This window comes from Sphingobium sp. DEHP117 (genome assembly GCF_030867385.1).
In the GTDB taxonomy this organism is placed as follows: domain Bacteria; phylum Pseudomonadota; class Alphaproteobacteria; order Sphingomonadales; family Sphingomonadaceae; genus Sphingobium.
In genome coordinates this window covers 44,002-66,822 of sequence record NZ_JAPFBJ010000005.1, presented here as the reverse complement: position 1 = coordinate 66,822, position 22,821 = coordinate 44,002, and the positions used below count along the sequence as shown (strand labels likewise).

Here is a 22,821-nt window from a genome sequence, read left to right as displayed (position 1 = left end):
TCCTCAATTCTGATAGGTTCCGATCGGCGTCGGCTTGGTTTCGTGCGCTAGTGCGCTGCCCGCTTCTTGGCACTCCGCGTCGGTTTCGACGCCGGATTTGCATCGGGCGACCTTCTCGCGGGCTTCGTCTAGGTGTTGAGAGTAATAGAGCATCGTTTTCGGTTCGGACTCGGACTTGCCGCAGGCCGCGAGAAGAAGTGTAGCGGTGCAGCAGGACGCGGCGATAAGTTGACGCAATTTCGGCATGGGCTTTCCTTAATTCTGATAGGTTCCGATCGGCGTCGGTTTGGTTTTCCGCATTGCGGCCGATGCCTCTGTTGCCGCAGCATCGCGATCGAGCTGATATTGCGATTGAGCCGTCAGCGCGGCGCTTTGCGCGAGCAGGACGCCGCGAATTTTCTGCAACTCACTGGCTTGTTGGGCCGCAAATTGATTGGCGTAGGACAGGGCTTGCATTTGCCCGCTCGCACCCGTGGCATTGGCCTGCAACTGGTCGAGGCGCTGGCCGTCAGACGCAAGCGTTGTCATGGCGCTGTTGATGCCGTTCATAGCGTCGGCATTTGCGGCCATCTGGCTTGTCGTGCGGGCGCGAGTAGCGGACAGAGCCGCCGCGCGCTGCGCTGCCGTGCAGTTCCCGAACGTGCAAGCATTGGTCTGATAGTAAGACGGATTTTTGAATTGATTCATGTAGGTGTTCACGTCGCCAGCTTGACGAGCGAACGAGCTGATTTGATTGACCTGCCCTTGGAGGCTGTCGATCGTTTGCGTAGCCTGCTGCCAGAGCTGGACCGGCGCGCCGACCGTGTTCTGAATCATATTTTGGTATTGCTGTAGCTGCGTCTGATACTGCTGGATTTGCTTCGCCACCGTGGCGACGTTTTGCAGCGCGGAAACGGTTGTCTGGCGGACGTTCGCAACGTCGATAACCGAGATTTGCGCATTGGCGGACGGGGCCGCCAGCGCGAGAGTGATCGCCAAAGAAATTTTAGCGGCTAAAATTCGAGACTTCATTTTGCTTGCTCCCTTTCATCTGGCGTCAATAATCGAATGAGCGGTAAGGCTTTGAAAATGTGAGGTCTTTCACGACGACCACATTGAAGCGGAAGCCGGGCCGGATAATCAGCGTGGGCGATATGTTCAGATTGCGCTCAATCATCATCGCCGTGGTCTGTCCGAGCTGCTGGCCGAGAGCTTGGCTAAGGGCTTGGCTGGCGGACATGGTGCCATTGGCGTTGAGGCCGGTTTGCGGCTGACTAAGGGTTACGCCAGCGGTCACACCAGACATGAGCAGAGCGGAGCCGAAGATACGGAACCAATGCGCGTTCACTTGGTCATGGAACCCGGCATAGCCCGCGCTGTCCGACCCCGGCATAGCGCCAAGGTCGATCGCCTTGCCGTCAGGAAAGATGATCCGTTGCCACGCGATGAGCGCGCGCGTCTGCCCAAAGACCGGGTTGGAATCATACGCGCCGACAAGGCGGGAGCCTTGCGGGATCAGGAGATAGCGGCCCGTCGCGGTATCGAACACGTTTTGGGAAACTTGCGCGACAATCTGCCCCGGTATTTGCGAGTTGATGCCGGAGATCAGCGTGCCGGGAATTACGAAGCCCGCGCGGAGCTGGTAGCGGGAGGGCGCTTCTACTTGGCTGTTCGAGGCCCAGCGATTGCCACCCGCATTGTTGGCGAACTGGCCATAGTTGGCAGGCGGGCGGGCATTGGCGGCACCCTGCCCGGCTCCGGCTCCTCCCCCGGCCACTTGGTTTGACAGGGCCGTAAGGGTGGCAATGTCGGAGGCCGAGGGCTGGCGGCCCTGCGCCATTGCAGCGGCCATTTGCTGTTGCAGGGCGACGAGCTGGGTTGCCGGATCAGCGCCGCCACTCATGCCGCCAGCGCCAGAGGATGCCCCATTGCGGCCGTCCTGCCATTTCAGGGCGGTAGGAGAGCGCACGGCGCTGCCAAATTGGGCAAGGCGTGCTTCGCGTATCGCTTCCATGCGTGCCCGGCGCAGATCGGCCGCCGTGGGGCCGTTGGGTTGCGCTGGCGAGGCGGTGACGGTTGGCGGCGCATTGGGATCGACCGGCGCGACCGGGATGCCATCGGCAGGCGGCAGCGGGGGCGCGTTCGCCATGACTTCCGCAGCACCGCTTGGAGCGGTCCCCGCAACCTTGTTCGCAACATCGGCCGAGCTTTGACCGACAGCCGGTTGAACCTTGGTCGCCGCATTGTCCGAGGAGCGATCAATCATAATCGACACCACGATGGCGATGAACAGCGCCACAATGCCGAGGACGATCAGCAGCGGCGCATTATTGACCCTGCGAACTCCCGTCACCAAGCGCCCGCTGTTCCCGTCCGCTGCACCGCCCGGCGAGGCTTCCGGCGACATGCTATCAGCATCAGACATAAACCTATCCCCTTACCCGGCCTTGACGACGCCACAGCGCGCGGCACGGATGCCCTTGCACTTGGCGCGCGCCGTCGCGCTGGATTGAAACTGTCCGAATTGGATGCCGTGAGAGCGTCCGTTTTGGACAAAGCGCGGCGTCACGCTCGCCCACGAAGGGCGAAGGCGCGCCGTCGCGCGCCAATAGGCGCGTGCTGCGCTTTCGGAGGAGAAGCCCGTCAGGCTGACAGACCACGTTCCGGCCTCTGTTCCATTGCCGCCGAAGCCGGGTTGCGTGCTGGCGACGGGCGACGGAACGGGAGGAGGTGCGGCAGGCGCTACGGGCCGGTTCGCCCGTTCGATCAGCTCCGGCGTTGCGCCGGTCAGATCGAGCGCCCACCCGGCAGACGGGTAGATACCCTTTTCATCCACGCCATAGATGCGGGAGAAAGTTTGCGCGCCGACCCGCAGCGTCACGCGGTAGGAATCGGCAATTGGCTGATCGACGTAATAGCGCAACGGCGTGGCCGCAGGATCGGGCTTCACGCCCTTGCCCGCCTCAATCACCGCATAGCCTGCTTGGCGCATCGCGGAGCGCAAGCCGTCCCCATAGGCCCCGCCCCCGGTAGTCGGGATCAGCACCCGGCTAATCGCAGGCGGGTAGAGTTTCACCAGCTCCGCCACGGAATCGTCAACGAGGGCTTGGGCCTGATCGGGAGGAGCCGAAACGGCGAAGCTGTCCCGGTGCGAAACGCCCGCGCAGCTCGTAAGCAGGAAAGCCACTGATACAAAAATCGCACCGCGCACGATCAGCCCCCCCTTGTGATGGTGACGCGCTCTTGGCGCTTGCCGACACCGGAGATGAGGACCGCTTGGTCAAAAATCTGATCGACAATGTAGCGGCCATCTTGGAGCCGGTAATTGACGATGGAGGTATCAGCCGCCTTGGAGACGCTGCCCCCGGCCCGGACGATCAGCAGCGATGGCGCTTCCGTCTGCTCCATCGCGTGCGGCATTTCGATGATGGTTTTGACGCCATCATTGTAAACCCGGACGGGCTTCCAGCGTGCGCGGCCGTCAACGCTATAGTGGAAATCGAGATTGGAGAGATATTCGCTCCCTCCCCTGCCCGTCCCGCGCGCGCCATCGGGCACCGCCATCGTGTTTTCGGCGCGCGCCGTGTCCGATCGAGCGCGGAAAGCGGCCCATTTGGCTTGCGCTTCATCGGGATAGGTGAACGCCACCCGCGACATGAATTGCGTCCGGTGCGACACCAACCGGATATGGTAGGTGCGGCGATCGGTCGTCACGATCAGCGTTGTATTCAAGTTCGCATCGAGCGGCTTGATGATAAGATGCTGGGTTTCGTTCGGCCCGGAATTGGAAACGGCCGGTTCGATCAGCCAGCGGGCGCTATCGCCCACGTTGACCGAATTGATGTTCTCGCCCGGCTGCAACTGCACATCGCAGATTTGCAGCACAGCACAGACCACGGAGGGTTCGGAGGTGCCGAAGGCGAACAATACCGCGCCTTCGGTGCCCGGCACCGGCTTGATGCCTTCGGCGCTTTCCGCCTGCCAGCGCCGCGCGATCGACAGACCCTCGCGCTGGGTGCGCGTCAGGTTCGGATTGCGCGGGCTGATATAGGCATTGGGATCTACTTGCGCCCCTCCCCCGGCAGGCATGGGCGCGTTCGCGGGCGGCATGTCGTCGGGAAGCGGCGGGCCGTCCTGCGCGGACGCGATCGAAGGCAGCGCCGCGAGGGCGGCGGCGAAATAGGCGATCTTCTTCATGTTGATTGTCCCTCCCATCAGAGTGTGCGCGACCAAGAGAAATCTTGGACGAACACGCCCAAGGGGTTTTGCTTAATTTGTTCCTCCGTGGTGGCCGAGCTGGGCGGCGCAACGCGGATCGTGACGAGCGCGCGCATTTTCGCCGGAGGCTGGATAGGCTGGCCTTGCCGATCGCGCTCCGTCTCGGTCCAATCGACCTGCCAAGAGGTCTTGGTTTGCTGAATTACCGAGGCGATTTCGACCGACACGGTTTCCCGCGCCGCGCGGGCGAAAGGCGTATTGTCGGGATTGCCGTTGAGATAGTCGGTCATCTTTGCCAACGCCGGATCGTTCGGCGCGAGCATCCCATAGACCCGGAAAATGGCTTGCTTTTGGAGTTCAACGTCAGCCGTCACCATGCGGGCCGACTGGATGAAGGAGCCGACTTGCGCTTGCACCACGCGCGCATCGACCGGCGAAGCCACATCGGCCCGCTGGGTCGCTATCGCGTCCCCCAGCGAGTCCACGCGGACCACGTAAGGGATGAATTTCGACTGACTGCCAATCGCTATGATGCCGCCGACAGCGGCGAGGACGATCAGCATCGAAAGGATTGCCATAGTCTGCCACAAGCGCCGCGAGGCAGCGATGCCGCCCACATGCTCATTCCATTGCCGCCGCGCGTTCAGGTAGGGGTTGGGATCAACCGGGGCGCTTTCCGCAGCTCGCCGCCCCCGCAGCTTGTCAAACAGACTCATGCAGCTTCTCCGAGGTATAGGGGGCCGCCGCCGCGCGGCCGATATTGATGGTGGATTCGACGCCACGGATGGCCAGCCACTCGTTGACCCATGCCGGGCCATAGGCCGCTTCAAGGGCCTTAATGGTGGCGATGGATTCCTTGTCGGTCGCGCCGACGAAGGACAGGGCCACGGGGCCTAGCGCCAGCTCAAAGAGCCGCCGCCCCTGTTCCGAGAGATAGTAATATTGGCGCTTGGGGATGGCCGTCGCCAAGATTTCAATCTGGCGTGTATTGAGGCCCATGCGTCTGTAGAGTTGGGCGGTATCGTCATCGCGCGCATAGACGTTCGGCAGGAAAATCTTGGTCGCGGTGGACTCCACGATAACGTCAAGGATGCCCGAATTTGCGGCGTCAGACAGGCTTTGCGTTGCCATGAGAACAAGGCAGTTGGACTTGCGCAGCACCCGGAGCCATTCGCGGATTTTGGCCCGGAAGGCGGGATGCCCCAGCATAATCCATGCTTCATCAAGGATGATCGCGGCAGGCTGGCCCTTCAAAGATCGCTCGATACGCCGGAAAAGATAGAGGAGGACCGGCAGCGCGTATTTTTCACCGAGGTTCATCAGCTCCTCGACTTCAAACACGGTAAATTCCGACAGGCTCAGGCCGTCATGTTCCGCATCGAGAAGATGGCCCATAGAGCCGTCCACCGTGTAGGTGCGGATCGCCTCGCGCACCGTTTCATCCTGAATCGTGACCACAAATTCAGAGAGGGTTTTGCCCCCGCTGGCGTGCATGTTGACGATGGCGTTGCCGATTTCGTTGCGTTGCGCGGGCGTGGTCGCCACGCCGTTGAGGGCTAGGATTGTGTCGATCCAATCCATTGCCCATGCGCGATCGGACTTGGTTTCGAGGAATTGGAGCGGGCAGAAGGCGAGCTTTTCGTCATCCCCGGCGACAGTGAAATGCGCCCCGCCCACCGCCTTCGCCAGCGGGTAGAGCGACAGGCCCTTGTCGAACGCGAAAATGGACATGCCGGGATAGCGGCGGAGCTGGGCGGCGAGCAGGCCGAGCAGCGTTGACTTGCCTGCGCCCGTGGGGCCGAAGATGAAGCTATGCCCCACGTCGCGGACGTGGAGATTGAGCCGGAACGGCGTGGAGCCGTTGGTGACGCCAGACATGAGCGGGGGCGAGCTGGGCGGATACATCGGGCACGGCGCATGATCGAGGCCGGTCCATATCGAGCTGGTCGGCATCAGGTCGGCTAGGTTCATGGTGTTGATGATCGGGCGGCGGACGTTTTCGACGCCATGCCCCGGCAGCGTGCCCAAGAACGCCTCTAGGTTGTTCACCGTCTCGATACGGGCCGCGAAACCGAGTGCGTTGATAGCCTTTTCAAGCTGGCGCGCGGCCTGTTCTACCTTATCGCGGCTTTCGTCCGTTAGGACGACGACGCCGGTATAGTATCCTTGTGCAATAAGGCCGGAGTTGACTTCCTCCAGCGCATTATCGGCATCGGCCACCATCGAAAGGGCGTCCTGATCTATCTTGCCGCTGTTGGTCTGGAAAACCTGATCGAAGAAGCCGCGAACCTTTTGCCGCCACTTTTTGCGGAAATCCTCAAGGTGTTTCACAGCTTCATGGAGGTCCATAAATATGAACCGCGTGGACCAGCGATATTCAATCGGCAGCTCGCCCAGCGCCGAGAGGATGCCCGGCGTCGATTCCATCGGGAAACCTTCGATCGCTACCGTCTGGACGAACTTGTTGCCGATGCGCGGGATTACGCCCGTCCACATTTCGACACCGCCGATGATGGAATCGAGATACATCGGGTTCGAGGGCAGCACGACCGGCTGATTTTTGCCGGTGACGCAGAATTGCAGCCACCGCAAAAAGTCGTCGTGCGTCACGGTCGAGCCGTCCTCATTTTCGACCTTGTGAGCGCGAAGGCGGGTCAGCTTCACGGCCGAGGACAGACGGCTTTCAAATGTGGTGATTTCGCGCTTGAAGCGTTCAACCAGGTCGGCCGTGCGTTGCTTGTTGTTCGGCCGCTCCCGATCGTCGTCAAACATCAGCTCGACAAACTTTTGCTCCGCTATGACCGGAGGGAAATAGGTCGCGGTAATGACGAAATAGCCCTCATACATGGTGCCGAGGGACTGGAATAATTCGCGCCTTTCCTGATCTATGGCGTCCGTCACCGGGTCAGGAAAATGTGACAGACCCGCAGCCGAGTAGGCGGCAGCAGGGCGGCGCGGCGCGTCAACGTGGATCATCCAGCCATTGCCCAGCCCGGCGAGAGCTTGGTTGATCCGAAAGCTGACCATATCGCGCTGGCGGTCGGTGGAGCTGGCGTTATCGTCGCCCTCATAAATCCACGCGGCCATGAACGAGCCGTTCTTGCCGACGATTACGCCATCATCGACCATCGCCCCATAGTTGAGCAGATCGGCAAGCCCTTCATCCTTGGAGCGATACCGGGCCAGCTTGCGTTCGGCCGCGTTGGCGAAGGACGCAAAGGCGAGGACCGCGAGCAGGGCCGCCCCGAAGATCGCTATGACGACAGCGATTGTCTGGATCATTTTTTCTTCCCCGGTTGCCGGTAGCGGCGGAATTGCAGGCGGCCGTTCTTGCGGAAGGGCGTGGAGTGAGCCGGGTAGTAGGGGCGATAGGTGCGGTGCCGCATGTAAACGAACCGCATCAGCGGGTCCGATTTCGCCATGAGACGACAGGCCCACACGCCTGCAAACCAGATCAGCAGGCCAGCGGCCCACGCCTTCAAGGAATTGATGGCCGGAACGATCAGCGCCATCGACGCTAGGCCCGTGAGCATGACCAGCTCGCGGTCCCCACCCAAAAACAGATTGTTGCGGACGCCAGAGCGGCGAATAGGCACTGATCGCAGAGCCATGTTGACCGGCCCTCCCCTTTAGCCTGCCAGCGCGGGCGAAGCGGTGCCGGTAATCACCGCACCGCCGCCCGTGATGGAGGACAGGACCGAGTTAGCGCCGACGAGCATCGAGGCGACGAGGACGATCAGCAACAGCGTTCGCACAAAGCCGTTGAGATCGCCGCCGAAGATCAGGACACCACCGGCAACGACGATGCCGACGAGGGCGAAGGTATAACCGACGGTGCCGGTCATCGACTGGCGCACCTTGGTCAGATAGGATTCGTAAGGCAGGCCGCCCGTGGTATCCGAGGCCCAAGCCGCGTGAGGCCAGAGCAGGAGCATGACGAGCGCCAGCCCCAGCATACCCCATATGAGCGCCTTACGGCGGGCGGCGGCGTCATTCCAAAACAACGTCATATGTCATGCTCCTTCACAGTTTGCGCAAAATGTATTTCCCATCCACGAAGCCCCCGACTTCCAGCAGGCTTTCAATGCGGCGACCCTCTGGCGTGCGCGCGATGTGGATGATCAAATGCACCGCATCACCAATCAGCGGCTCAATCGGCCGTGGTGAATCGGGGTGCATACTGATGAGCATTTGGAGCCTGCTAAGGCCCGCTTCGGCGTTGTTGGCGTGCAGCGTGGCCGCTCCGCCCTCGTGGCCGGTGTTCCACGCCATGAGCAGGTCGAGGGCTTCCGGGCCGCGCACCTCGCCCACTAGGATACGATCGGGCCGCATCCGCAGCGTGGTTTTGAGCAGCGCCGTCATGGTGATTTGCGGGGACGTGTGGAACTGGACGTAGTTTTCAGCGGCGCATTGAATCTCGCCGGTATCTTCAATGATTACGAGCCGTTCGGTCGGGTCCGCGTCCACCATCCCGTTGATAATGGCATTCACTAGCGTTGTTTTGCCGCTGCCGGTGCCGCCAATCACCAGAATGTTGCGGTGCGCGCGGATAGCCTCATGGATGAGGCTGCATTGCTCCGCCGTCATAATCCCGCCCTCCACATATTGTTCGAGGGTAAAGATCGCCACGGCGCGTTTTCGGATGGCGAAGGTCGGCGCGGGCACGACCGGGGGCATCTGTCCGGCGAAGCGCGAGCCATCTATAGGAAACTCGCCTTCCAGAACCGGGGAGGCCCGCGTCACTTCCTTGTTATGATAGCCAGCGACCGCCTTGATGATCGCCTCGGCCCGGCTTGGGGCGACCTTACCGATGCAGATCATGCGTTCGCCAAGGCGTTCCAGCCATAGCTTGCCATCGGCGTTCAGGATCAGCTCAACGGTCTTGGGGTCGGCAAGCGCATCCAACATAAGCGGTTGCATGGAGCGGCGAAGCATCTCCTTCGCACGCTCTTTTACCGTATCTTGAGCGGGTTCCCCCTTGGCCTCCATGAAGCACCGTCCCTGCCAAAACAAAATGGACGCAAGGGATATACCGGAATTTTCATGGAGGCAACCAGAACGATTGCAAAGAATTAGGTTCAGATTGGGGGGATTGTCAGGACCGACGCAACTTAGCGTGGGCAGCCTTGTGCCATTGTGCTATCTGAAACGCTTGATGATCCGTGACGATAGCGGAAACGCGCTTATAACCGGGAGGAAGCCCCAGCTTTTTATCTTCTTTTGATAAGGTATCAGCTAGGCTGGCGTCCCAGCCATCGGTGCCGATAGGCGGCGGTTCCAGTAGCGCGACGAGCGGGACTTCCAGAGCATTTGCGATGGCGGCGATTGTTTCGAGCGACGGGTTTCCCTTACCGGCTGTAACGTCAGATACGAAGGACACAGACAGCCCCGCGTTCTCCGCGAGGTCTTTTTTCTTGAGCCGTCTTAAGGCCAAGAAGCGGTTAATGTTAATCGCGAGAACCTTCCGATACACAGGTTCGGTTTCTTTCTTCCGCAAGGGGGTTGGTTTTAGCCGCTAAAATTCCGGGTAGCTGCGGAGGATATGCCGGAGCGCGCGAGAAAGGAAGCGGTATGACGCCGAATATGATTGTTTATAGCATCATTTTTGGACGAGCCGGGCCGAGCGCGCGAGCGCGCATAACGGGTGGCAGCGAACGGATTGAAAGAAGAAAGTGACGCGCGAGAGACAAGATCAGGCTTCCGCGTAATTCTCTTTGGCGTCCATTCCGTAAATGCTCGCAGGATCGAGCGCAGGCCCCAAGATGCTAATTGCCGATCAGATCGCGGCGACCAATTTTGAAAATTACGGCTGTAGCGCGTAGCTCGATAATGTAAGGCTATAGCTTCGATTCTTTCAGTTGGTAGGCCCAAGAAGCCACTCGTTGATGCTCTTGAACTGCGGACTTCGACGTAAACGCAGACCGCTTTTCTATATATGTCTTTCAGTCGCCAGCATATTTTTTCAGCACTGAATTGCCAGAACCTTTAATGTCCTTTAAGCCGGGGCATTATGGCGAATCATACGCAACTCAAACCCTCCACGCTGTCCCAGCGCAAACGCGCCAAGGCACAGAGCGAGCAGGGCTTTAAGCGCATGAGTTTGGCCTTGTCCCCTAAAGCCGTCGAGATCGTGGAGAGGGTGAAAGCCAGCAAGGGATTCACGTCCCGCGAGGCTGCAATCAACGCGATCCTAGAGCGGATCGGGGACGATATGTTTCTGCAACAGGAGTTTCTGGCCGTGAGTGGATAAGAAAATGCCCGGCTCGAAGCCGGGCACCCTCAAAACCGCTTAGTGGGACAGTGCGCCAACACTGAACCTACAGACAATTTCCCACTTAGCGGTTTTCGGACTTCGGTTCAAGGGCGCTTGATTCGCGCAACGGGATTTTTTTGCCTGTCTCCCGGCCCTTCGCAAAGGAGGGACGACGATGAGTGACACCAGAAGAAAAGGGCCGCTGGCGATCGGGGAGCTGACCCAGCAGCTTTTCGGCCGAGCCTATGGCGACCGTAGCCGGGGCGGGAAGCACATCACCAAGGCCCGCGTGCGCGGCGGCAGCAAGGAAGCCGGGAGCGACGTAGAAAAGGGCTTCCTCGCGGCGCGAGACACCAAGACGCGCAAGGGATGCTGGCGTGCGATCAATCTGGCGTTTGAAAAGGGCCGCGCCCTGCGCGCGGAGCTGCGTCGCGAGCCGCGCGAGATAACGCAGTTCGAGCACTATTGCATGAGCATCACCAATTCCACGATCCGGGTGTATCAAGCCCTGTTGCGGATGGAGGAGCGTTTCAGGGGCAACGTGGTGCCCAGCTATGAAATGATAGCCGAATGGGCGACCGTCTCTAGGGCCACCGTCGCAAGGGCCTTGAACGCCCTTACCAGCATCGGCTTGCTGGCGCGCCTGCGGCGCTACGTCCACACCGTCACAGAGGACGGGGCGCGATCAGAGCAGACCTCCAATGCCTATCGGGTGGAATTGCCGAGGATGCTTCTCGAATTGCTCGACCGGCGCAAGCGCCCTGCCCCGGTGCCCGACGACGAGGCCCAGCGCCTACAGGACCGGCTTGAAGATGAGGCTTGGATGCTCTCCCGGTTGAGCAAGGCCGATTACATACGGGAGACGACGACATGCAAGGCCACAGCGGAGGCCCTAATCAGCCTATGGAACGGCATTTGCGCCCGTGATGGCGTTGTTGCCTAGCCGTGAGTCTCATAATGGTTCTGAACCTCCCCCTGAGTTTATTTATCTAAGGTGATGCGGAGTTGCGCTAGTCGCGCAACGCTTAATTGAGACTGTTTGAACACCAAAAAGGGGGTAAGGCTCCGATTTGGGGAGCTGACATGCGTGTCCATTCGGGGCGCGGATAGCGGCACTCTGTAAAACTGCGGGGCAGCGACCAAATATGCCTTGCGATGGAGGCCATTTTAGCGGCTAAAAGATTTTCATGGCGGGCGAGCGTAACTTGACAGCAACCGGGAAACTTCCAATATATCGGATATGGCCGGGCTATGGTGCCAAGGTCGAAACCGGAGAAGTCCGATGAGCAACAGAGAGAGAATTGCCGCCGTGCTGGTTGGCGAAGAAGACCGGATTATGTGCCTGCCCCGGCTGTTCGGGCTGGCGCGCATGATCGAGGTCGAGGCCGTCACCTATGGCTATATGTCCAAGCTATCCGCCGACTACACGGGCGCATATTGGCATTTCTACACCCTATCGAACGGCGGGTTCTACATGGCCCCCGGCGATCAGCCCCAATATCGTCTGGAATGGGACGGCAACGGCTTCTCTGGCGACGTTTCGGCCGACGCGGCGGGCCTTATAGCCACCCTGTTCATGCTGGGGCATATGCACGAAAAATACGGCGAGGATCAATTTGCCCAGCTCTATGCGTGGGCATCTGCCTATGCCGCCCAACATTCGGAAGCGGGGCCGATCGGTGCCGCGCTCGACTAGCGCCACAGGGGGGCAGCGTGCCCCCCTTCCCTTCCCTGCCTATCGGGCATATTCCTCATTCGGCCGCCATGAGGAGCAACGCCAGCGAAGGAACAGACGCGCGCATGATTGATGTTCGGCCAGATTGCCTATTGCCCGCCGATCAGGGGTGGCAGCAGCCGACGCCGGATGAGGTAAGGGCGGTCCTCAAAGCAGCGGACATGACAGGGGGCAGCGCGTCCAAGTTTCTAGGCTTGAGCAATACCCGCGTTATTCGGCGCTGGACGGGCGGCGACGATCAGATTCCCTATTCGGCATGGGCGCTGTTGTGCGCGGCTGCGGGCTTGGGAAATATTTGGGAACACCAGAACGACGATTTTAGCGGCTAAAATTATTGCCGTTCAGACTTTACGGGGGCTTGACACGGTTCGGGATGCTGTCATTATATCGGTTGTGACCGGGCAACCCGCCAAGGTCGAAACCGGAGTATTCCGATGAAGGCGAAAATTCCCCCGCTGCCCGCACGTTTTGCGGTCATGCGGCTTCCCAATCCTCCACCCGCATGGGAGGGCAACCGCGTGGATTACGTCATTGCGGCCGTTTGGACGTTCGGAGTCCTGATCTGGACCGTCGCGCGCTTCATCATCCCGCTTGTCGTCTTCTGGCAGTTCTGCCGGATGCTCTGGTATTGGAACACGCCGGATGTTCATGCCGGTTGGCAGTTCCTCGCCTATTATGCGGTCTATATCGCCCTCTACATCTTCCTTGGCGTCTATGAGCCGAAGCTATACCGCGAGAAGAATCGCGGCAGGCGCAATGGATAAACGCTTGAGCGCGTCGGCCTTTGAGCAAGCTGCTGGACGGCTCAATATCGCGGCGCGTCCGCTCGACATGGCGCGCGCCGTTCTGGTGGACGGCGAGGCCCAATCGGCCGTGGCGAAGCGCGAAGGCGTGTCCCGCAATGCCGTTTGTCTGGCGGTCAACCGGATTTGGAACGCGCATAGCGAGGTTCCCGAAGGTTTCGAGCGTGTGACGGCGATTTTACCGAAACATAAAGCCTTCCTTGTGCGGCAATGGCAGCGCGAGGCGGTGGAAAGATTGGACGCCAAACGATGAAAACACTTGTCATAGCGAACCAGAAAGGCGGCGTTGGTAAAACTTCGACGACCGTTCATCTTGCCTATTACTTCAAAGAACAGGGATTGAAGGTCGCAGTTATTGACTTGGACACCCAAGGAAATGCCAGCTTCACCCTTGGCGAATATGATAGCGGAGCCTTGGCGAGCGGCCTTTTCGATGCCGTGTCACAATTCGACCTGGCTAACGCCGGGGGGATCGCTGTCTTTTCCGCCGACGCGCGGTTGGCCGATCTTGAGAAACTAGATCTCGGTGCGGCTGCTGGCGCGTTCAAGCGCAGTCTGGCCGTGATCGAGGCGGAAGGCTTTGACGTGTGCCTGATAGATACCCCCCCTTCCCTTGGGGTCCGAATGGCAGCGGCGTTGCTATCGGCCGACTTCGCCGCCTCGCCCATCGAGCTTGAAGCCTACAGCTTGCAGGGCATTGAGAAGATGGTGACGACGATCGCCAATATCCGGCGCGCGAACCCGGCGCTGAAATTCCTTGGCATGATACCGAGCAAGGTTGATGGCCGGAATCCCCGTCACGGGCAGCACCTTGACGAACTGACCCGTGCTTATCCCCAGTTGGTCATTCCGACGCCGATCGGGAACCGGAGCAGCGTTGCGGACGCGCTGGCGTCGGGCGTGCCGGTTTGGTCGATCAAACGGACTTCGGCGCGGAAAGCGGCGCAGGAAATGCGAGCGATGGCCCGCCACATTCAGGAAAAGATGGAGATTTGACGATGGCCGACAACACCGAGGACAAGAAGCCGGGCAAATCGTCCACCAAAGCCGCGCAGAAGCCCGCGCAGAACGCGGGGCTAGGGTTGGAGGGGTTGGGCGACCTTTCGAGCCTCCTAGCCTCTCCTGCGGCCCCGGAGGGCGGTTCTGGCGCTCCGCTCGAATTGGAGCTGGCGCTGATTGACGAAGACCCGAACCAGCCCCGCAAGCAGTTTGACGAAAATTCGCTGGCGGAAATGGCCGAGACGATCAGGGAGCGCGGCGTGAAGACGCCTATTTCCGTTCGGCCCAATCCCAAGGTGGAGGGGCGCTATCTCATCAACCACGGCGCGCGCCGCTATCGCGCATCCCTGTTGGCCGAGAAAGTGACAATTCCGGGCTTCATCGACCCGGATTATACCGAGGCCGATCAGGTCATTGAGAATTTGCAGCGGGACGCTCTCACGGCCCGCGAGATTGCCGACTACATCGGCCGCGAGCTGGCCAACGGGAAAAAGAAGGGCGAGATTGCCAAGGCCATCGGGAAATCCCCGGCCTTTGTCACCCAGCACGCGGCATTGCTCGATTTGCCGGAGCCGATCGCCAAGGCGTTCCAGAGCGGGCGTTGCAAGGACGTGACGTTGATCTATGACCTTGTGGGCCTCCACAAGAAGCATAGCGAGGGCGTTGCGCGCTGGCTGGCCGATGCCGATCAGGAGATTACGCGCGGATCGGTGCGGCTCTTGAAGGAGTTCCTTGAGTCCGGCTTGAGCGGCGAGGCCGAGGAGGAATCGGGCGACGACGAGGGCAACGGCGGCGCTAGTGACGACGCCGGGGCCGGAGAGGAGAAGGAACCGAAGGAGGAAGACCCGCTAAAGCTGAAAAAGGCCATTGTGCAGGTTTCTCATAACAAGCGCCCTGCCCGTCTGATCCTGAATAAGCGGCCCTCGCGCGATGGCGTGGCGTGGATCAAGTATGAAGACAGCGGCGAGGAAACCGAGGCCGATCTTGGAAAAGTGCAGCTTCTTGCGCTTCTTGAAGGATAGTCCCCTCCCCTGCCCAGCCTTACAGGCCCCGCTTGTGCGGGGCCTTTTTTATGGCGCGAGAGGTAAGAAAATCGGATATAGTGCAAGCTAGAAATTTTAGCCGCTAAAGGAACGGCCATGCAGGACACGCCGATTGCAGACCCGGACAAGTTTTCGCTGGACGAGGGAACGGGCGACCCACAGGCCGACGCCGACCGGCTGTTAGACGAGGCGCGCACGCTGGATAGTCAGGAAACGGCAGCTATCGCCACCGCGCCAACCGAGGAAACCTATAACGCCCAGCTACAGACGGTCATTGAGGAGAAGGTTGAACAGGCGAACCAGATCGAGGACCGCCTAGAAAGCATGATGGAGCAGCAAACCGCCCGTTTGCAGCAAATCCAGCAGCAGCCCCCCGGCTTCCTGTCCCTGCCCGGCAAGCGCCAAGCATGGCAGGCGCGGATTGCCAACGCGCAAGCGGCCGTGCAGCGGATCGCTGTAAGGCTGGAAGCCGTGCGCGAAATCCGCGACGGCATGGCCGTTCATGGCCCGCGCGTGGAGACGATCGCAGCGGCGAAGCTCGAATATCGAGAGCCGAAACTTGTCGATGATTTCGAGGAGCTGATGCAGGCACGCCGGTTGCATGAGCTGCACATGCGCGCGGAGCGGGAGAAGGAACAGATCAGGGAAAAGACGGTCGAGCGCGGGGCGGACGATCGGAAACCGGCAGGGCGCACGCTCGCGCGCGGATTGGCGAGAGACGGGGGATAGCGCGACATGGGGGAGGGGCCTTCGCTGGCGTCAATGATGGAACAGGGCAGCGGCCAACACTACCAGCGCCGCGATCAGCGTCAGGCCCGACGCTAGGAGATTACGGTTAGCGACGGCCCGGCCATCGTTCAGGGGCTTTTGCAGCCCCGTCCCGATATGCTCCCCCACTTCCTTGATGATCGCCTTCGCTGCGGCCTCCATGCGCTCGTTCATGGCGGCTTCCGAGGCATCCAGCGCCGCGTTCAGCACCGATTCTGCCTTGTCGGTGATGGCAATCGACCAACGATTGCTCATGTCTTCCAGCTCGCTTTTGAACGCCTTTAGTTGCTCCTCCTGCGCATCGGCGCTTTCGCCCAGCAACATCGCGTTGATGGTTTGGAGGATCATCAAGGGATCATCGGCGGACAGCGTGACCCCGTGCTGGCGCGAGATTTCCGCGATCAGCGCCGCGATTTTTTCGTGATCGGCCATTACACGACCTTAGCCTTGTCGAGTTCGGCAAAGACCGCATCACGAACGCGGCCGAGGCGGTGACGCTGCATCAGGGCTATGTCGCCATCGGCAAGCGTTTCCTCAAAAGTCTTGCGCGCGGCCAGCATGTCCCGAACGTCCGCCCCGAAGGTTTCCTTTTTCAGATCGGGAAGGGTGACGATCGCGGCGACCCGATCCTTTAGCTCCCGGTAGGCTTTGAGCTGTTCAAAGCTCTTGCCCTCTGCCTCCACAGGCCCATGATAAGGGTTGAGCCACACGACGATTGCAGCCGGATCGGGGAAGGCTTCGGCTACCGAGGCGAAGCCTTGAAGCGTGTCGATCAGCGATTGCCCGCCCACGATAATAGTGTGCAGGATGAGCTTATGGCCCAGATCGGCAATCACGTCTGGCGCGCCGTTGTCGAACATATAGGAGGATAGGGCGCTGTAGCTGCTCGCGCCGCTGTCAATGACCACCGATTCCTTGGAACCGGCGATCATTTCCATCATCGCATCGAATTTGCGCGGGTTTATGTCGCCGTTTTCCAGCAGCTCGACCTTGGACACGTTGAGGGACTGGAACCCGGCGAGGGTGGCGTTGATCGGATCGGTATCAATGCAGAGCGGGCTTTCCCCCCGCTTGGTCAGATATTGGGCGAGCATCGAGGCGGCGAGCGATTTGCCGACGCCTCCCTTGCCCTGCAAAACTATGTGGACGTTACTCATACCAAATCCTCTTTGTTCGGAGTGGCCGGGTGATTGAAGCGCGCCGGTTTGGGCCGGGGCGGCGGATCAGCGTCGGCCGAGGCCGCCGCTGATCGGGAAGGGGAGGGGGGCGCTGGCGCTGCCTTGGGCGGTTCCCCGGTAGCTGGCGCGCGATACCGGCGAACGAATTTGGCGAACCACGCATAGCCGAAGCTAATGCGGCCTTCCTCCGTCAGCAGCTCCCATATGCCGCGCACCGGCCATCCTTCCGCAAGGGCTGCATCTATGTCCGATCGAGCCGCGAGGAATTGTGCGAGGTTCCGGTTTTTGCCCCCCGGCTCCCGTGAGGCCGCCCGTTCGCGCAATCGCTCCGTGAAGGATTTTCCGCTGTCTGTCATTTCCACCTACGATATTTTCGGCGCACAATCGGCTATAAAGCGTTCATAAACCGGCTACGATCCGATGAACTCCCGCTATATCCTATTTTTCTGCCAGATTGGGCCGGGTGGCGCTAGATATTTTCGGGGGTGAACGATATATGATCGTTCCAGCAACAGTTTCTATTTGGCGTCTAAACGTCGAAGACGGGGCAGGATAGGTAATGGAGGCATCCACGCAAGCGCGGACACCCCCATTACTCCCCTTATTCGCACCGGGGGCGCTCAACGGGAATCCTGCTCTGCGAGGCCCGCCGCTACCGCGTCGAAAGGGAGAGAGTTGAACGACAAGCCCAAGGCCAAACGCGAGCGGCACCACGTCAAGATATGGTGCAGCGCGGAGGAGAAAGCGGAGATCGAAGCCGCCGCGCAGGCAACCGGCTTGAGCGCATCCACCTATCTCCGCGTCCTTGGATTAGGGCATGAGCCGCGCCCTCTGATCGACATAGAACAGGGGCGCGAGTTGGTGCGCGTGAATGGCGACCTTGGCCGCCTTGGCGGCCTGTTGAAGCTATGGCTTACCGACGACGCCAAGTTGGAGGAGATGGCCCCGGAGCGGATGCCGGTTATCATCCGGGGCGTGCTGGCCAAAATCGAGGCCAATCAGGAGGAGTTATCCGGCATCATTCGGAAGGTCTTGCGCTCCCGGCAAGATTTTAGCGGCTAAAAAAGGGGCCGCGCCGGTGATCGCAAAACACGTCCCCATGAAGGCGACTTCCAAGAGCGATTTTGGCGGGTTGGTGCGATACATCACCAGCGCGCAGGGACGTGACGAGCGCGTGGGTCTGGTGACTGTCACCAACTGCAACGGCCATACGCCAGAAGATGCTGCGCAGGACGTTATGCTTGTCCAATCCGCCAACCAGCGGGCGGCGTCGGATAAGACCTACCACTTGATTATTTCCTTCCGGCCCGGCGAGAATCCCAGCGCCGAGGTTATGCGTGACATAGAGGAGGCGGTATGCGCCGCGTTGGGCTTTGCCGAGCATCAACGGGTTAGCGCCGTCCACCACGACACCGACAACACGCATATTCATCTAGCGATCAACAAGATTCACCCTGTCCGGCACACGATCCACGCGCCGTTGCGGGATTATCAAACCCTTGCCGCTGTTTGTGAGCGGCTAGAGGTCAAGCACGGGTTAGAGCCGGATAATCATGCGGCCCGGCAGCGCGCGGGAGAAGCACGCGCGCGCGACATGGAGCAGATCGCGGGCACGGAAAGCCTGATAGGTTGGGCGCAGCGGAATTGCGCCGAGCCATTGAAGGCCGCCGCGAGTTGGGCCGAGTTGCACCAGATCGCGGCCAATTTCGGCTTGTCGGTGCAGGCGCGCGGCAACGGCCTGATATTTGCGGCGATGGACGGAACGACCGTAAAGGCCAGCTCCATCGCGCGCGAGCTGTCAAAAGGGGCGCTAGAGAAACGCTTGGGAGCCTTCCAGAGCGCACAGGGAGGGGAGGGGGCACCGAAGGCCCGTCAGACCTATGAAAAGCGCCCCGTGCCCTCCCGTATCGACACCAGCGCCCTATTCTCCGCCTACCGCGAGCAGCAGGGCACACGCGCCAAGCGCCGAAAGGTCGAGCTGGCCGAGGCCGCAGCCAAGCGCCGCGCGGCCATTGAACAGGTGAAGCGCATCGGGAGGACGAAGCGGGCGGCGATAAAGCTGCTAGGTGGCGGCCCGGTTGTTAAGCGCCTCAATTACGCATTGGCGGCCCGCTCCACCAAGGCCGCCATTGCCAAGATTGTCGCCGCCCACGGGCGGGAACGGGAGCGCATTGCGTCGCGCAATTCCCGGCGCGGGTGGAATGACTGGCTACAGGAGCAGGCCAAGGCAGGCGACCAGACCGCCCTTGAGGCCCTGCGCGCGCGGGAGGGGCGGCGCACAGCCCCCAATGACGCGCTGCATATAGCCGCCATGCCGACCGCAGCGCATCCCGCAGCGATCAGGCAAGACCACATCACTAAGCGCGGGACGATCATCTACCGCACCGCCAATGCAGCGGTGCGCGATGATGGCCAGCGCCTGCATGTATCGCGCGGGGCGCAGATCGAGGGCGTTGTTGCCGCCTTGCGGCTTGCGCACGAACGCTATGGCGACAGGCTGGCGATTAGCGGCAGCGATCAATTCAAGGCCCTTGTGGTGGAGGCCGCCGCCCGTTCGGCCATGCCCATCACTTTCGCGGACCCCGATCTAGAGGCCCGCCGTCAAAATATCAGGCAAGAGGAGCGTGCGCGTGACAGACAAATCATTGGACGAGGAGATAGAGGCGGCGCTGGCGTTGTTGGGCGAAACGCCGTCAATGGCGCTGGACGAGACGCCAGCGCCACAGCACCAGGTCGAAACGGGACATTCCGACCCGGTGCCGTCAGCGCCGGAGGAACCAACGCCGGAACCGGACTTGCAGCCGGAGGAGCCAGCACCGCCGCCGTTGGAGTTGGTCACGCACAGCCCGCCAGAAATGGACATTCTAGCGCCGGAGGAGCCGAGGCCCCCAGCGAGCGCGCCGTTAAGCCCAACATTGGCCGCGTTGGACGAGAGCCGCCGCCCGAAAGCCGAGGTAGTTTGCGCGACCTGTCCCAACTCGGTCTGGTTCAGCACGCCGAGCGAGGTCGCTTGCTATTGCCGCGTGATGTTCATTCAGACGTGGACGACCAAAAAGCCCGGCCAGATCGTGTTGTGCGACGGGACGACGATCGGCCGCGAATGAGCGACGATCAGGCCATAGCAGCGGATAAATACATTGCGGAACGTAATGCGAAGCGTCACATTGGAATGGATATACCGGCGCATCGGCTGTTCACTGGCGATCATGGGCCGCTGATTTACGCCGGGACGCGACAAATCGAAGGGCAGAAATTGATACTCCTAAGAGATGGCGCTGACATGCTTGTGCTGCCCGTGGACGCGCGTAGCGCCGCCCGCGCGGGCAAGCTGGCGATTGGCGCGCCGATCGAGATTGCCAGCAATGGCACCGTCAAAAGCAAGGGGCGCAGCCGGTAACGGCCGCGAGAAGGGCAAAGCATGGCAAAGAAGCGCAACACAGCCATCGGGCCGCAAGTGCGGGAGCGCGGAAGCAAGGGCGATAATCGTCCGTTGCTGGCGGCCCTTGTGTCCGGTTCTGCCCTTGGAGGCTTATGGAGCGCAACGCAGATGTTCGCGCACCAGATGGCCTATCAGGCAACCTTGGGGCCGAGTGCGGGCCATATCTATGTCCCGTGGCGTTTCCTGCAATGGTTCAGCAAATGGAGCGAGGTTCCGGCGCTGAAACCCGCCTTCGGGCAAGCCGTGGGCGTGGGCACCGTGGTTTTCGGCGTGGGCGTCCTGATAACCGCCGCTGTCAAACTGGCGAAATCGAACGCCGGGAAGGGCAATGCCTATCTGCATGGATCGGCCCGCTGGGCCGACATGGAGGACATTCGCGCGGCCAGCCTCGTTGAAAATGATGGGGTCTATATTGGCGCTTATCAGGAGAAGAACGGGAAGACGGTCTATCTACGCCATTCCGGCCCGGAGCATTGCCTTACCTATGCCCCGACCCGATCGGGGAAGGGCGTGGGCCTTGTCATCCCGACGCTGCTTTCGTGGCCGCATAGCGCCGTCATCACCGATTTGAAGGGCGAGCTATGGGCGTTGACCGCCGGTTGGAGGAAGCAACACGCCAACCAGATCGTCATGCGATTTGAACCGGCCAGCTCGCGCGGCTCCGCCCACTGGAACCCGCTGGACGAAATCAGGGTAGGGACTGACAACGAAGTCGCAGACGTTCAGAATCTCGCTACGCTGATAGTGGACCCGGACGGGAAGGGGGTCGAAAGCCACTGGCAAAAGACCTCGCGGGCGCTTCTGGTAGGCGTGATCCTGCATGTCATCTACAAAGCCAAGCATGGCGGCAACGCGGCGACCTTGGCCGAAGTGGATGCCGTGTTGGCCGATCCGGTTCGGCCCGCGCAGGAAGTTTGGGAGGAAATGCTTACGTTCGGCCATTTGCCGGGCGGCAAAAATCATCCCGTTGTCGGCAAAGCCGCGCGCGCCCAGCTCAATCGTCCCGATGATGAGGGCGGATCGGTTCTATCGACCGCGCAGAGCTATCTAGAATTATATCAAGACCCGGTTGTGGCCGCGAATACCGCCACTTCCGATTTTCTCATTCGTGACCTGATGAACAGCGAGAGGCCGGTTAGCCTCTACATCATCACCCAGCCCACGGATAAGGACCGACTGCGCCCGCTTGTCCGCGTCATGCTCAACATGATGGTGCGTATCCTCGCGCCCAAGCAGGAGTTCGAGGAGGGCCGGGTGGTTCAGAGCTACAAGCACCGCGCGCTATTTATGATTGATGAGTTTCCCAGCCTTGGGAAACTTGGAATCATTCAGGAGTCCTTGGCGTTCGCCGCAGGCTACGGCCTGAAATTCTATCTCATTTGTCAGGACACCAACCAGCTTAGGAGCCGGGAAACCGGCTATGGGCCGGATGAGCTGATAACCTCCAATGCTCATATCCAGAACGCCTATCCGCCCAACCGCGTTGAGACGGCCGAGCATCTTTCCAAACTCACCGGGCAGACCACCGTTCTTAAAGAGCAAATCACCAAAAGCACGGGACGCGGGGGCGGGGGGTTCTTTGGTGGCACCGTGTCCAAGACCGTGCAGGAAACCCAGCGCCCGCTTTTGACGCCGGATGAGTGTATGAGGATGCCGGGGCCGAAGAAGACCCCGGACGGAGATATTTCGGAAGCGGGCGACATGCTGATTTATGTCGCAGGCTATCCCATGATCTACGGCCGTCAGCCCCTCTATTTCCAAGACCCGACCTTTAGTGCCCGCGCCAAGATTCCCGCGCCGGATCGGAGCGACACGATCAGGGGCAATCAAGCGCCGAAGCCGCCCGAAGGGGGCCGGAGGATCAAACTATGAAGCGGCCGAGCTTCGCCAAGGTCAGCCGCTATGCGGTTTGTGGCGTGGCGGGGGCCATGATCGCCATGCTTGGCGCGAAGGCGGCGGGCCTTCGCTTCAACGCTACGCCGAGCATCCCGCTAGGCGTCTATCGGGCGACGGGCGGGACCGCGCAAAAGGGCGATCTTGTGGCGTTCTGTCCGCCCGCAGCGCCGCCCTTTTTGGAGGCGTTGCGTAGGCGCTACATCGAACCCGGCGACTGCCCCAGCGGAAGCTATGAAATGATGAAGCGGATTTTAGCCGCTAAAGGCGACCGCGTTCAGATTGGCGGGCAGGGCGTGCGGATCAACGGCCGCCTTGTCCCCGACAGCGCCCCGCAACTTGCCGATGGGGCAGGGCGGGCCTTGCCCCGGCTCAATGCCGATTGGACGCTAGGCGACGGGGAAATCCTTGTCCTTGGCGATGGCGCGGCCTCTTTCGACGGCCGCTATTTCGGGCCGATCAGCGCGCGGCAAGTGACCGCCCCTATCAAACCCGTAGTGACGTGGTGACGGC

Annotated in this window: 27 protein-coding genes; 13 read left to right on the top strand and 14 right to left on the bottom strand. The window is 60.8% G+C overall.

Translation table 11 applies throughout. The annotated features are described in order from the left end of the window. Positions 1 to 3: 3 nt before the first annotated feature. From OOT33_RS17785 to OOT33_RS17735, 11 genes are all read right to left on the bottom strand, one after another. Positions 4 to 246, bottom strand: coding sequence for an EexN family lipoprotein (locus OOT33_RS17785; RefSeq protein ID WP_019053956.1), 243 nt, complete (start codon positions 244 to 246; stop codon positions 4 to 6). 9 nt (positions 247 to 255) lie between these two features. Then, on the bottom strand, positions 256 to 1,011 hold the full coding sequence (gene trbJ, locus OOT33_RS17780; protein WP_022675885.1) for a P-type conjugative transfer protein TrbJ: 756 nt from the start codon (positions 1,009 to 1,011) through the stop codon (positions 256 to 258). 25 nt (positions 1,012 to 1,036) lie between these two features. Continuing rightward, positions 1,037 to 2,404, bottom strand: a complete 1,368-nt coding sequence (locus tag OOT33_RS17775) for a TrbI/VirB10 family protein (RefSeq protein WP_026149855.1) — start codon at positions 2,402 to 2,404, stop codon at positions 1,037 to 1,039. A gap of 12 nt (positions 2,405 to 2,416) precedes the next feature. Continuing rightward, entirely contained in the window at positions 2,417 to 3,190 is a 774-nt protein-coding gene (locus OOT33_RS17770; protein WP_307751205.1) for an SPOR domain-containing protein, read from the bottom strand. 2 nt (positions 3,191 to 3,192) lie between these two features. Beyond that, entirely contained in the window at positions 3,193 to 4,176 is a 984-nt protein-coding gene (gene trbG / locus OOT33_RS17765) for a P-type conjugative transfer protein TrbG (RefSeq protein ID WP_006964392.1), read from the bottom strand. Positions 4,177 to 4,193: 17 nt separating this feature from the next. Then, positions 4,194 to 4,913 carry a VirB8/TrbF family protein gene (locus OOT33_RS17760; RefSeq protein ID WP_006964394.1) on the bottom strand — a complete coding sequence of 240 codons (720 nt, stop codon included), beginning with the start codon at positions 4,911 to 4,913 and terminating at the stop codon, positions 4,194 to 4,196. Next, on the bottom strand, positions 4,900 to 7,479 hold the full coding sequence (locus OOT33_RS17755; protein WP_006964396.1) for a VirB4 family type IV secretion/conjugal transfer ATPase: 2,580 nt from the start codon (positions 7,477 to 7,479) through the stop codon (positions 4,900 to 4,902). The genes OOT33_RS17760 and OOT33_RS17755 overlap by 14 nt, the downstream gene beginning before the upstream one ends. Further along, a complete protein-coding gene (locus OOT33_RS17750; RefSeq protein WP_026149854.1) occupies positions 7,476 to 7,808 on the bottom strand; it encodes a conjugal transfer protein TrbD in 333 nt (110 codons plus the stop codon). Before OOT33_RS17750 ends, OOT33_RS17755 begins: the two co-directional genes overlap by 4 nt. Positions 7,809 to 7,826: 18 nt before the next feature. Then, positions 7,827 to 8,207 carry a TrbC/VirB2 family protein gene (locus OOT33_RS17745; protein WP_006964400.1) on the bottom strand — a complete coding sequence of 127 codons (381 nt, stop codon included), beginning with the start codon at positions 8,205 to 8,207 and terminating at the stop codon, positions 7,827 to 7,829. A gap of 13 nt (positions 8,208 to 8,220) precedes the next feature. Next, positions 8,221 to 9,186 (bottom strand): P-type conjugative transfer ATPase TrbB, encoded by a 966-nt coding sequence (gene trbB, locus OOT33_RS17740; RefSeq protein WP_307751204.1) that lies wholly within the window; start codon positions 9,184 to 9,186, stop codon positions 8,221 to 8,223. Positions 9,187 to 9,292: 106 nt separating this feature from the next. Continuing rightward, positions 9,293 to 9,670, bottom strand: a complete 378-nt coding sequence (locus tag OOT33_RS17735) for a helix-turn-helix domain-containing protein (protein WP_026149852.1) — start codon at positions 9,668 to 9,670, stop codon at positions 9,293 to 9,295. A 537-nt stretch (positions 9,671 to 10,207) separates the two neighbouring features. Between OOT33_RS17735 and OOT33_RS17730 the strand changes: the two genes are divergently transcribed. The 9 genes from OOT33_RS17730 (at position 10,208) to OOT33_RS17690 (ending at position 15,759) form a co-directional block, all read left to right on the top strand. Beyond that, positions 10,208 to 10,447, top strand: coding sequence for a hypothetical protein (locus tag OOT33_RS17730; RefSeq protein ID WP_019053948.1), 240 nt, complete (start codon positions 10,208 to 10,210; stop codon positions 10,445 to 10,447). Between the two features lie 178 nt (positions 10,448 to 10,625). Then, positions 10,626 to 11,393, top strand: a complete 768-nt coding sequence (locus OOT33_RS17725) for a helix-turn-helix domain-containing protein (RefSeq protein ID WP_006954207.1) — start codon at positions 10,626 to 10,628, stop codon at positions 11,391 to 11,393. A gap of 339 nt (positions 11,394 to 11,732) precedes the next feature. Continuing rightward, positions 11,733 to 12,146 carry an antirestriction protein gene (locus tag OOT33_RS17720; RefSeq protein WP_006954205.1) on the top strand — a complete coding sequence of 138 codons (414 nt, stop codon included), beginning with the start codon at positions 11,733 to 11,735 and terminating at the stop codon, positions 12,144 to 12,146. Positions 12,147 to 12,250: 104 nt separating this feature from the next. Further along, positions 12,251 to 12,514: a hypothetical protein gene (locus OOT33_RS17715; protein ID WP_006954203.1), complete on the top strand. Its 264-nt coding sequence runs from the start codon at positions 12,251 to 12,253 to the stop codon at positions 12,512 to 12,514. A gap of 105 nt (positions 12,515 to 12,619) precedes the next feature. Next, positions 12,620 to 12,949: a KleE stable inheritance protein gene (gene kleE / locus OOT33_RS17710; RefSeq protein ID WP_006954201.1), complete on the top strand. Its 330-nt coding sequence runs from the start codon at positions 12,620 to 12,622 to the stop codon at positions 12,947 to 12,949. Positions 12,950 to 12,953: 4 nt separating this feature from the next. Then, entirely contained in the window at positions 12,954 to 13,241 is a 288-nt protein-coding gene (locus OOT33_RS17705) for a TrfB-related DNA-binding protein (RefSeq protein WP_006954199.1), read from the top strand. After that, on the top strand, positions 13,238 to 13,984 hold the full coding sequence (locus tag OOT33_RS17700; protein ID WP_019053943.1) for a ParA family protein: 747 nt from the start codon (positions 13,238 to 13,240) through the stop codon (positions 13,982 to 13,984). Before OOT33_RS17705 ends, OOT33_RS17700 begins: the two co-directional genes overlap by 4 nt. Positions 13,985 to 13,986: 2 nt before the next feature. Beyond that, the gene (locus OOT33_RS17695; RefSeq protein WP_006954195.1) at positions 13,987 to 15,009 is read left to right on the top strand and encodes a ParB/RepB/Spo0J family partition protein; all 1,023 of its coding nucleotides are present in this window, start codon (positions 13,987 to 13,989) and stop codon (positions 15,007 to 15,009) included. A gap of 117 nt (positions 15,010 to 15,126) precedes the next feature. Then, positions 15,127 to 15,759, top strand: coding sequence for an IncP plasmid survival protein KfrC family protein (locus OOT33_RS17690; RefSeq protein ID WP_019053941.1), 633 nt, complete (start codon positions 15,127 to 15,129; stop codon positions 15,757 to 15,759). A gap of 30 nt (positions 15,760 to 15,789) precedes the next feature. Here the strand turns inward: OOT33_RS17690 and OOT33_RS17685 are convergent, their stop codons facing one another. Genes OOT33_RS17685 through OOT33_RS17965 form a run of 3 tightly spaced genes read right to left on the bottom strand, consistent with a single transcriptional unit; the run spans position 15,790 to position 17,332 of the window. Next, positions 15,790 to 16,230: a hypothetical protein gene (locus tag OOT33_RS17685; protein ID WP_019053940.1), complete on the bottom strand. Its 441-nt coding sequence runs from the start codon at positions 16,228 to 16,230 to the stop codon at positions 15,790 to 15,792. After that, complete coding sequence (locus OOT33_RS17680) at positions 16,230 to 16,955, bottom strand: ArsA-related P-loop ATPase (RefSeq protein ID WP_026149851.1); 726 nt, start codon at positions 16,953 to 16,955, stop codon at positions 16,230 to 16,232. The genes OOT33_RS17685 and OOT33_RS17680 overlap by 1 nt, the downstream gene beginning before the upstream one ends. Further along, positions 16,952 to 17,332, bottom strand: coding sequence for a TraK family protein (locus OOT33_RS17965; protein WP_158011146.1), 381 nt, complete (start codon positions 17,330 to 17,332; stop codon positions 16,952 to 16,954). Before OOT33_RS17965 ends, OOT33_RS17680 begins: the two co-directional genes overlap by 4 nt. A gap of 319 nt (positions 17,333 to 17,651) precedes the next feature. On the opposite strand from OOT33_RS17965, the gene OOT33_RS17675 reads away from it, so the two are divergent. Genes OOT33_RS17675 through traF form a run of 4 tightly spaced genes read left to right on the top strand, consistent with a single transcriptional unit; the run spans position 17,652 to position 22,817 of the window. Continuing rightward, entirely contained in the window at positions 17,652 to 18,038 is a 387-nt protein-coding gene (locus tag OOT33_RS17675) for an IncP-type oriT-binding protein TraJ (protein ID WP_006954189.1), read from the top strand. 16 nt (positions 18,039 to 18,054) lie between these two features. Continuing rightward, positions 18,055 to 20,373, top strand: a complete 2,319-nt coding sequence (gene traI, locus OOT33_RS17670; protein ID WP_307751201.1) for a TraI/MobA(P) family conjugative relaxase — start codon at positions 18,055 to 18,057, stop codon at positions 20,371 to 20,373. Between the two features lie 21 nt (positions 20,374 to 20,394). Beyond that, complete coding sequence (locus OOT33_RS17665) at positions 20,395 to 22,287, top strand: type IV secretory system conjugative DNA transfer family protein (RefSeq protein WP_145206858.1); 1,893 nt, start codon at positions 20,395 to 20,397, stop codon at positions 22,285 to 22,287. Further along, positions 22,284 to 22,817 (top strand): conjugative transfer signal peptidase TraF, encoded by a 534-nt coding sequence (gene traF / locus OOT33_RS17660; RefSeq protein ID WP_006954186.1) that lies wholly within the window; start codon positions 22,284 to 22,286, stop codon positions 22,815 to 22,817. The genes OOT33_RS17665 and traF overlap by 4 nt, the downstream gene beginning before the upstream one ends. Positions 22,818 to 22,821: the final 4 nt, after the last annotated feature.

Bases quoted from the DNA above. Each gene is read 5' to 3' on its own strand.
- OOT33_RS17785 (WP_019053956.1), bottom strand. From the start codon at position 246: ATGCCGAAATTGCGTCAACTTATCGCCGCGTCCTGCTGCACCGCTACA.
- trbJ (WP_022675885.1), bottom strand. From the start codon at position 1,011: ATGAAGTCTCGAATTTTAGCCGCTAAAATTTCTTTGGCGATCACTCTC.
- OOT33_RS17775 (WP_026149855.1), bottom strand. From the start codon at position 2,404: ATGTCTGATGCTGATAGCATGTCGCCGGAAGCCTCGCCGGGCGGTGCA.
- trbG (WP_006964392.1), bottom strand. From the start codon at position 4,176: ATGAAGAAGATCGCCTATTTCGCCGCCGCCCTCGCGGCGCTGCCTTCG.
- OOT33_RS17760 (WP_006964394.1), bottom strand. From the start codon at position 4,913: ATGAGTCTGTTTGACAAGCTGCGGGGGCGGCGAGCTGCGGAAAGCGCC.
- OOT33_RS17755 (WP_006964396.1), bottom strand. From the start codon at position 7,479: ATGATCCAGACAATCGCTGTCGTCATAGCGATCTTCGGGGCGGCCCTG.
- OOT33_RS17750 (WP_026149854.1), bottom strand. From the start codon at position 7,808: ATGGCTCTGCGATCAGTGCCTATTCGCCGCTCTGGCGTCCGCAACAAT.
- OOT33_RS17745 (WP_006964400.1), bottom strand. From the start codon at position 8,207: ATGACGTTGTTTTGGAATGACGCCGCCGCCCGCCGTAAGGCGCTCATA.
- trbB (WP_307751204.1), bottom strand. From the start codon at position 9,186: ATGGAGGCCAAGGGGGAACCCGCTCAAGATACGGTAAAAGAGCGTGCG.
- OOT33_RS17730 (WP_019053948.1), top strand. From the start codon at position 10,208: ATGGCGAATCATACGCAACTCAAACCCTCCACGCTGTCCCAGCGCAAA.
- OOT33_RS17725 (WP_006954207.1), top strand. From the start codon at position 10,626: ATGAGTGACACCAGAAGAAAAGGGCCGCTGGCGATCGGGGAGCTGACC.
- OOT33_RS17720 (WP_006954205.1), top strand. From the start codon at position 11,733: ATGAGCAACAGAGAGAGAATTGCCGCCGTGCTGGTTGGCGAAGAAGAC.
- OOT33_RS17715 (WP_006954203.1), top strand. From the start codon at position 12,251: ATGATTGATGTTCGGCCAGATTGCCTATTGCCCGCCGATCAGGGGTGG.
- kleE (WP_006954201.1), top strand. From the start codon at position 12,620: ATGAAGGCGAAAATTCCCCCGCTGCCCGCACGTTTTGCGGTCATGCGG.
- OOT33_RS17700 (WP_019053943.1), top strand. From the start codon at position 13,238: ATGAAAACACTTGTCATAGCGAACCAGAAAGGCGGCGTTGGTAAAACT.
- OOT33_RS17695 (WP_006954195.1), top strand. From the start codon at position 13,987: ATGGCCGACAACACCGAGGACAAGAAGCCGGGCAAATCGTCCACCAAA.
- OOT33_RS17690 (WP_019053941.1), top strand. From the start codon at position 15,127: ATGCAGGACACGCCGATTGCAGACCCGGACAAGTTTTCGCTGGACGAG.
- OOT33_RS17685 (WP_019053940.1), bottom strand. From the start codon at position 16,230: ATGGCCGATCACGAAAAAATCGCGGCGCTGATCGCGGAAATCTCGCGC.
- OOT33_RS17680 (WP_026149851.1), bottom strand. From the start codon at position 16,955: ATGAGTAACGTCCACATAGTTTTGCAGGGCAAGGGAGGCGTCGGCAAA.
- OOT33_RS17965 (WP_158011146.1), bottom strand. From the start codon at position 17,332: ATGACAGACAGCGGAAAATCCTTCACGGAGCGATTGCGCGAACGGGCG.
- OOT33_RS17665 (WP_145206858.1), top strand. From the start codon at position 20,395: ATGGCAAAGAAGCGCAACACAGCCATCGGGCCGCAAGTGCGGGAGCGC.
- traF (WP_006954186.1), top strand. From the start codon at position 22,284: ATGAAGCGGCCGAGCTTCGCCAAGGTCAGCCGCTATGCGGTTTGTGGC.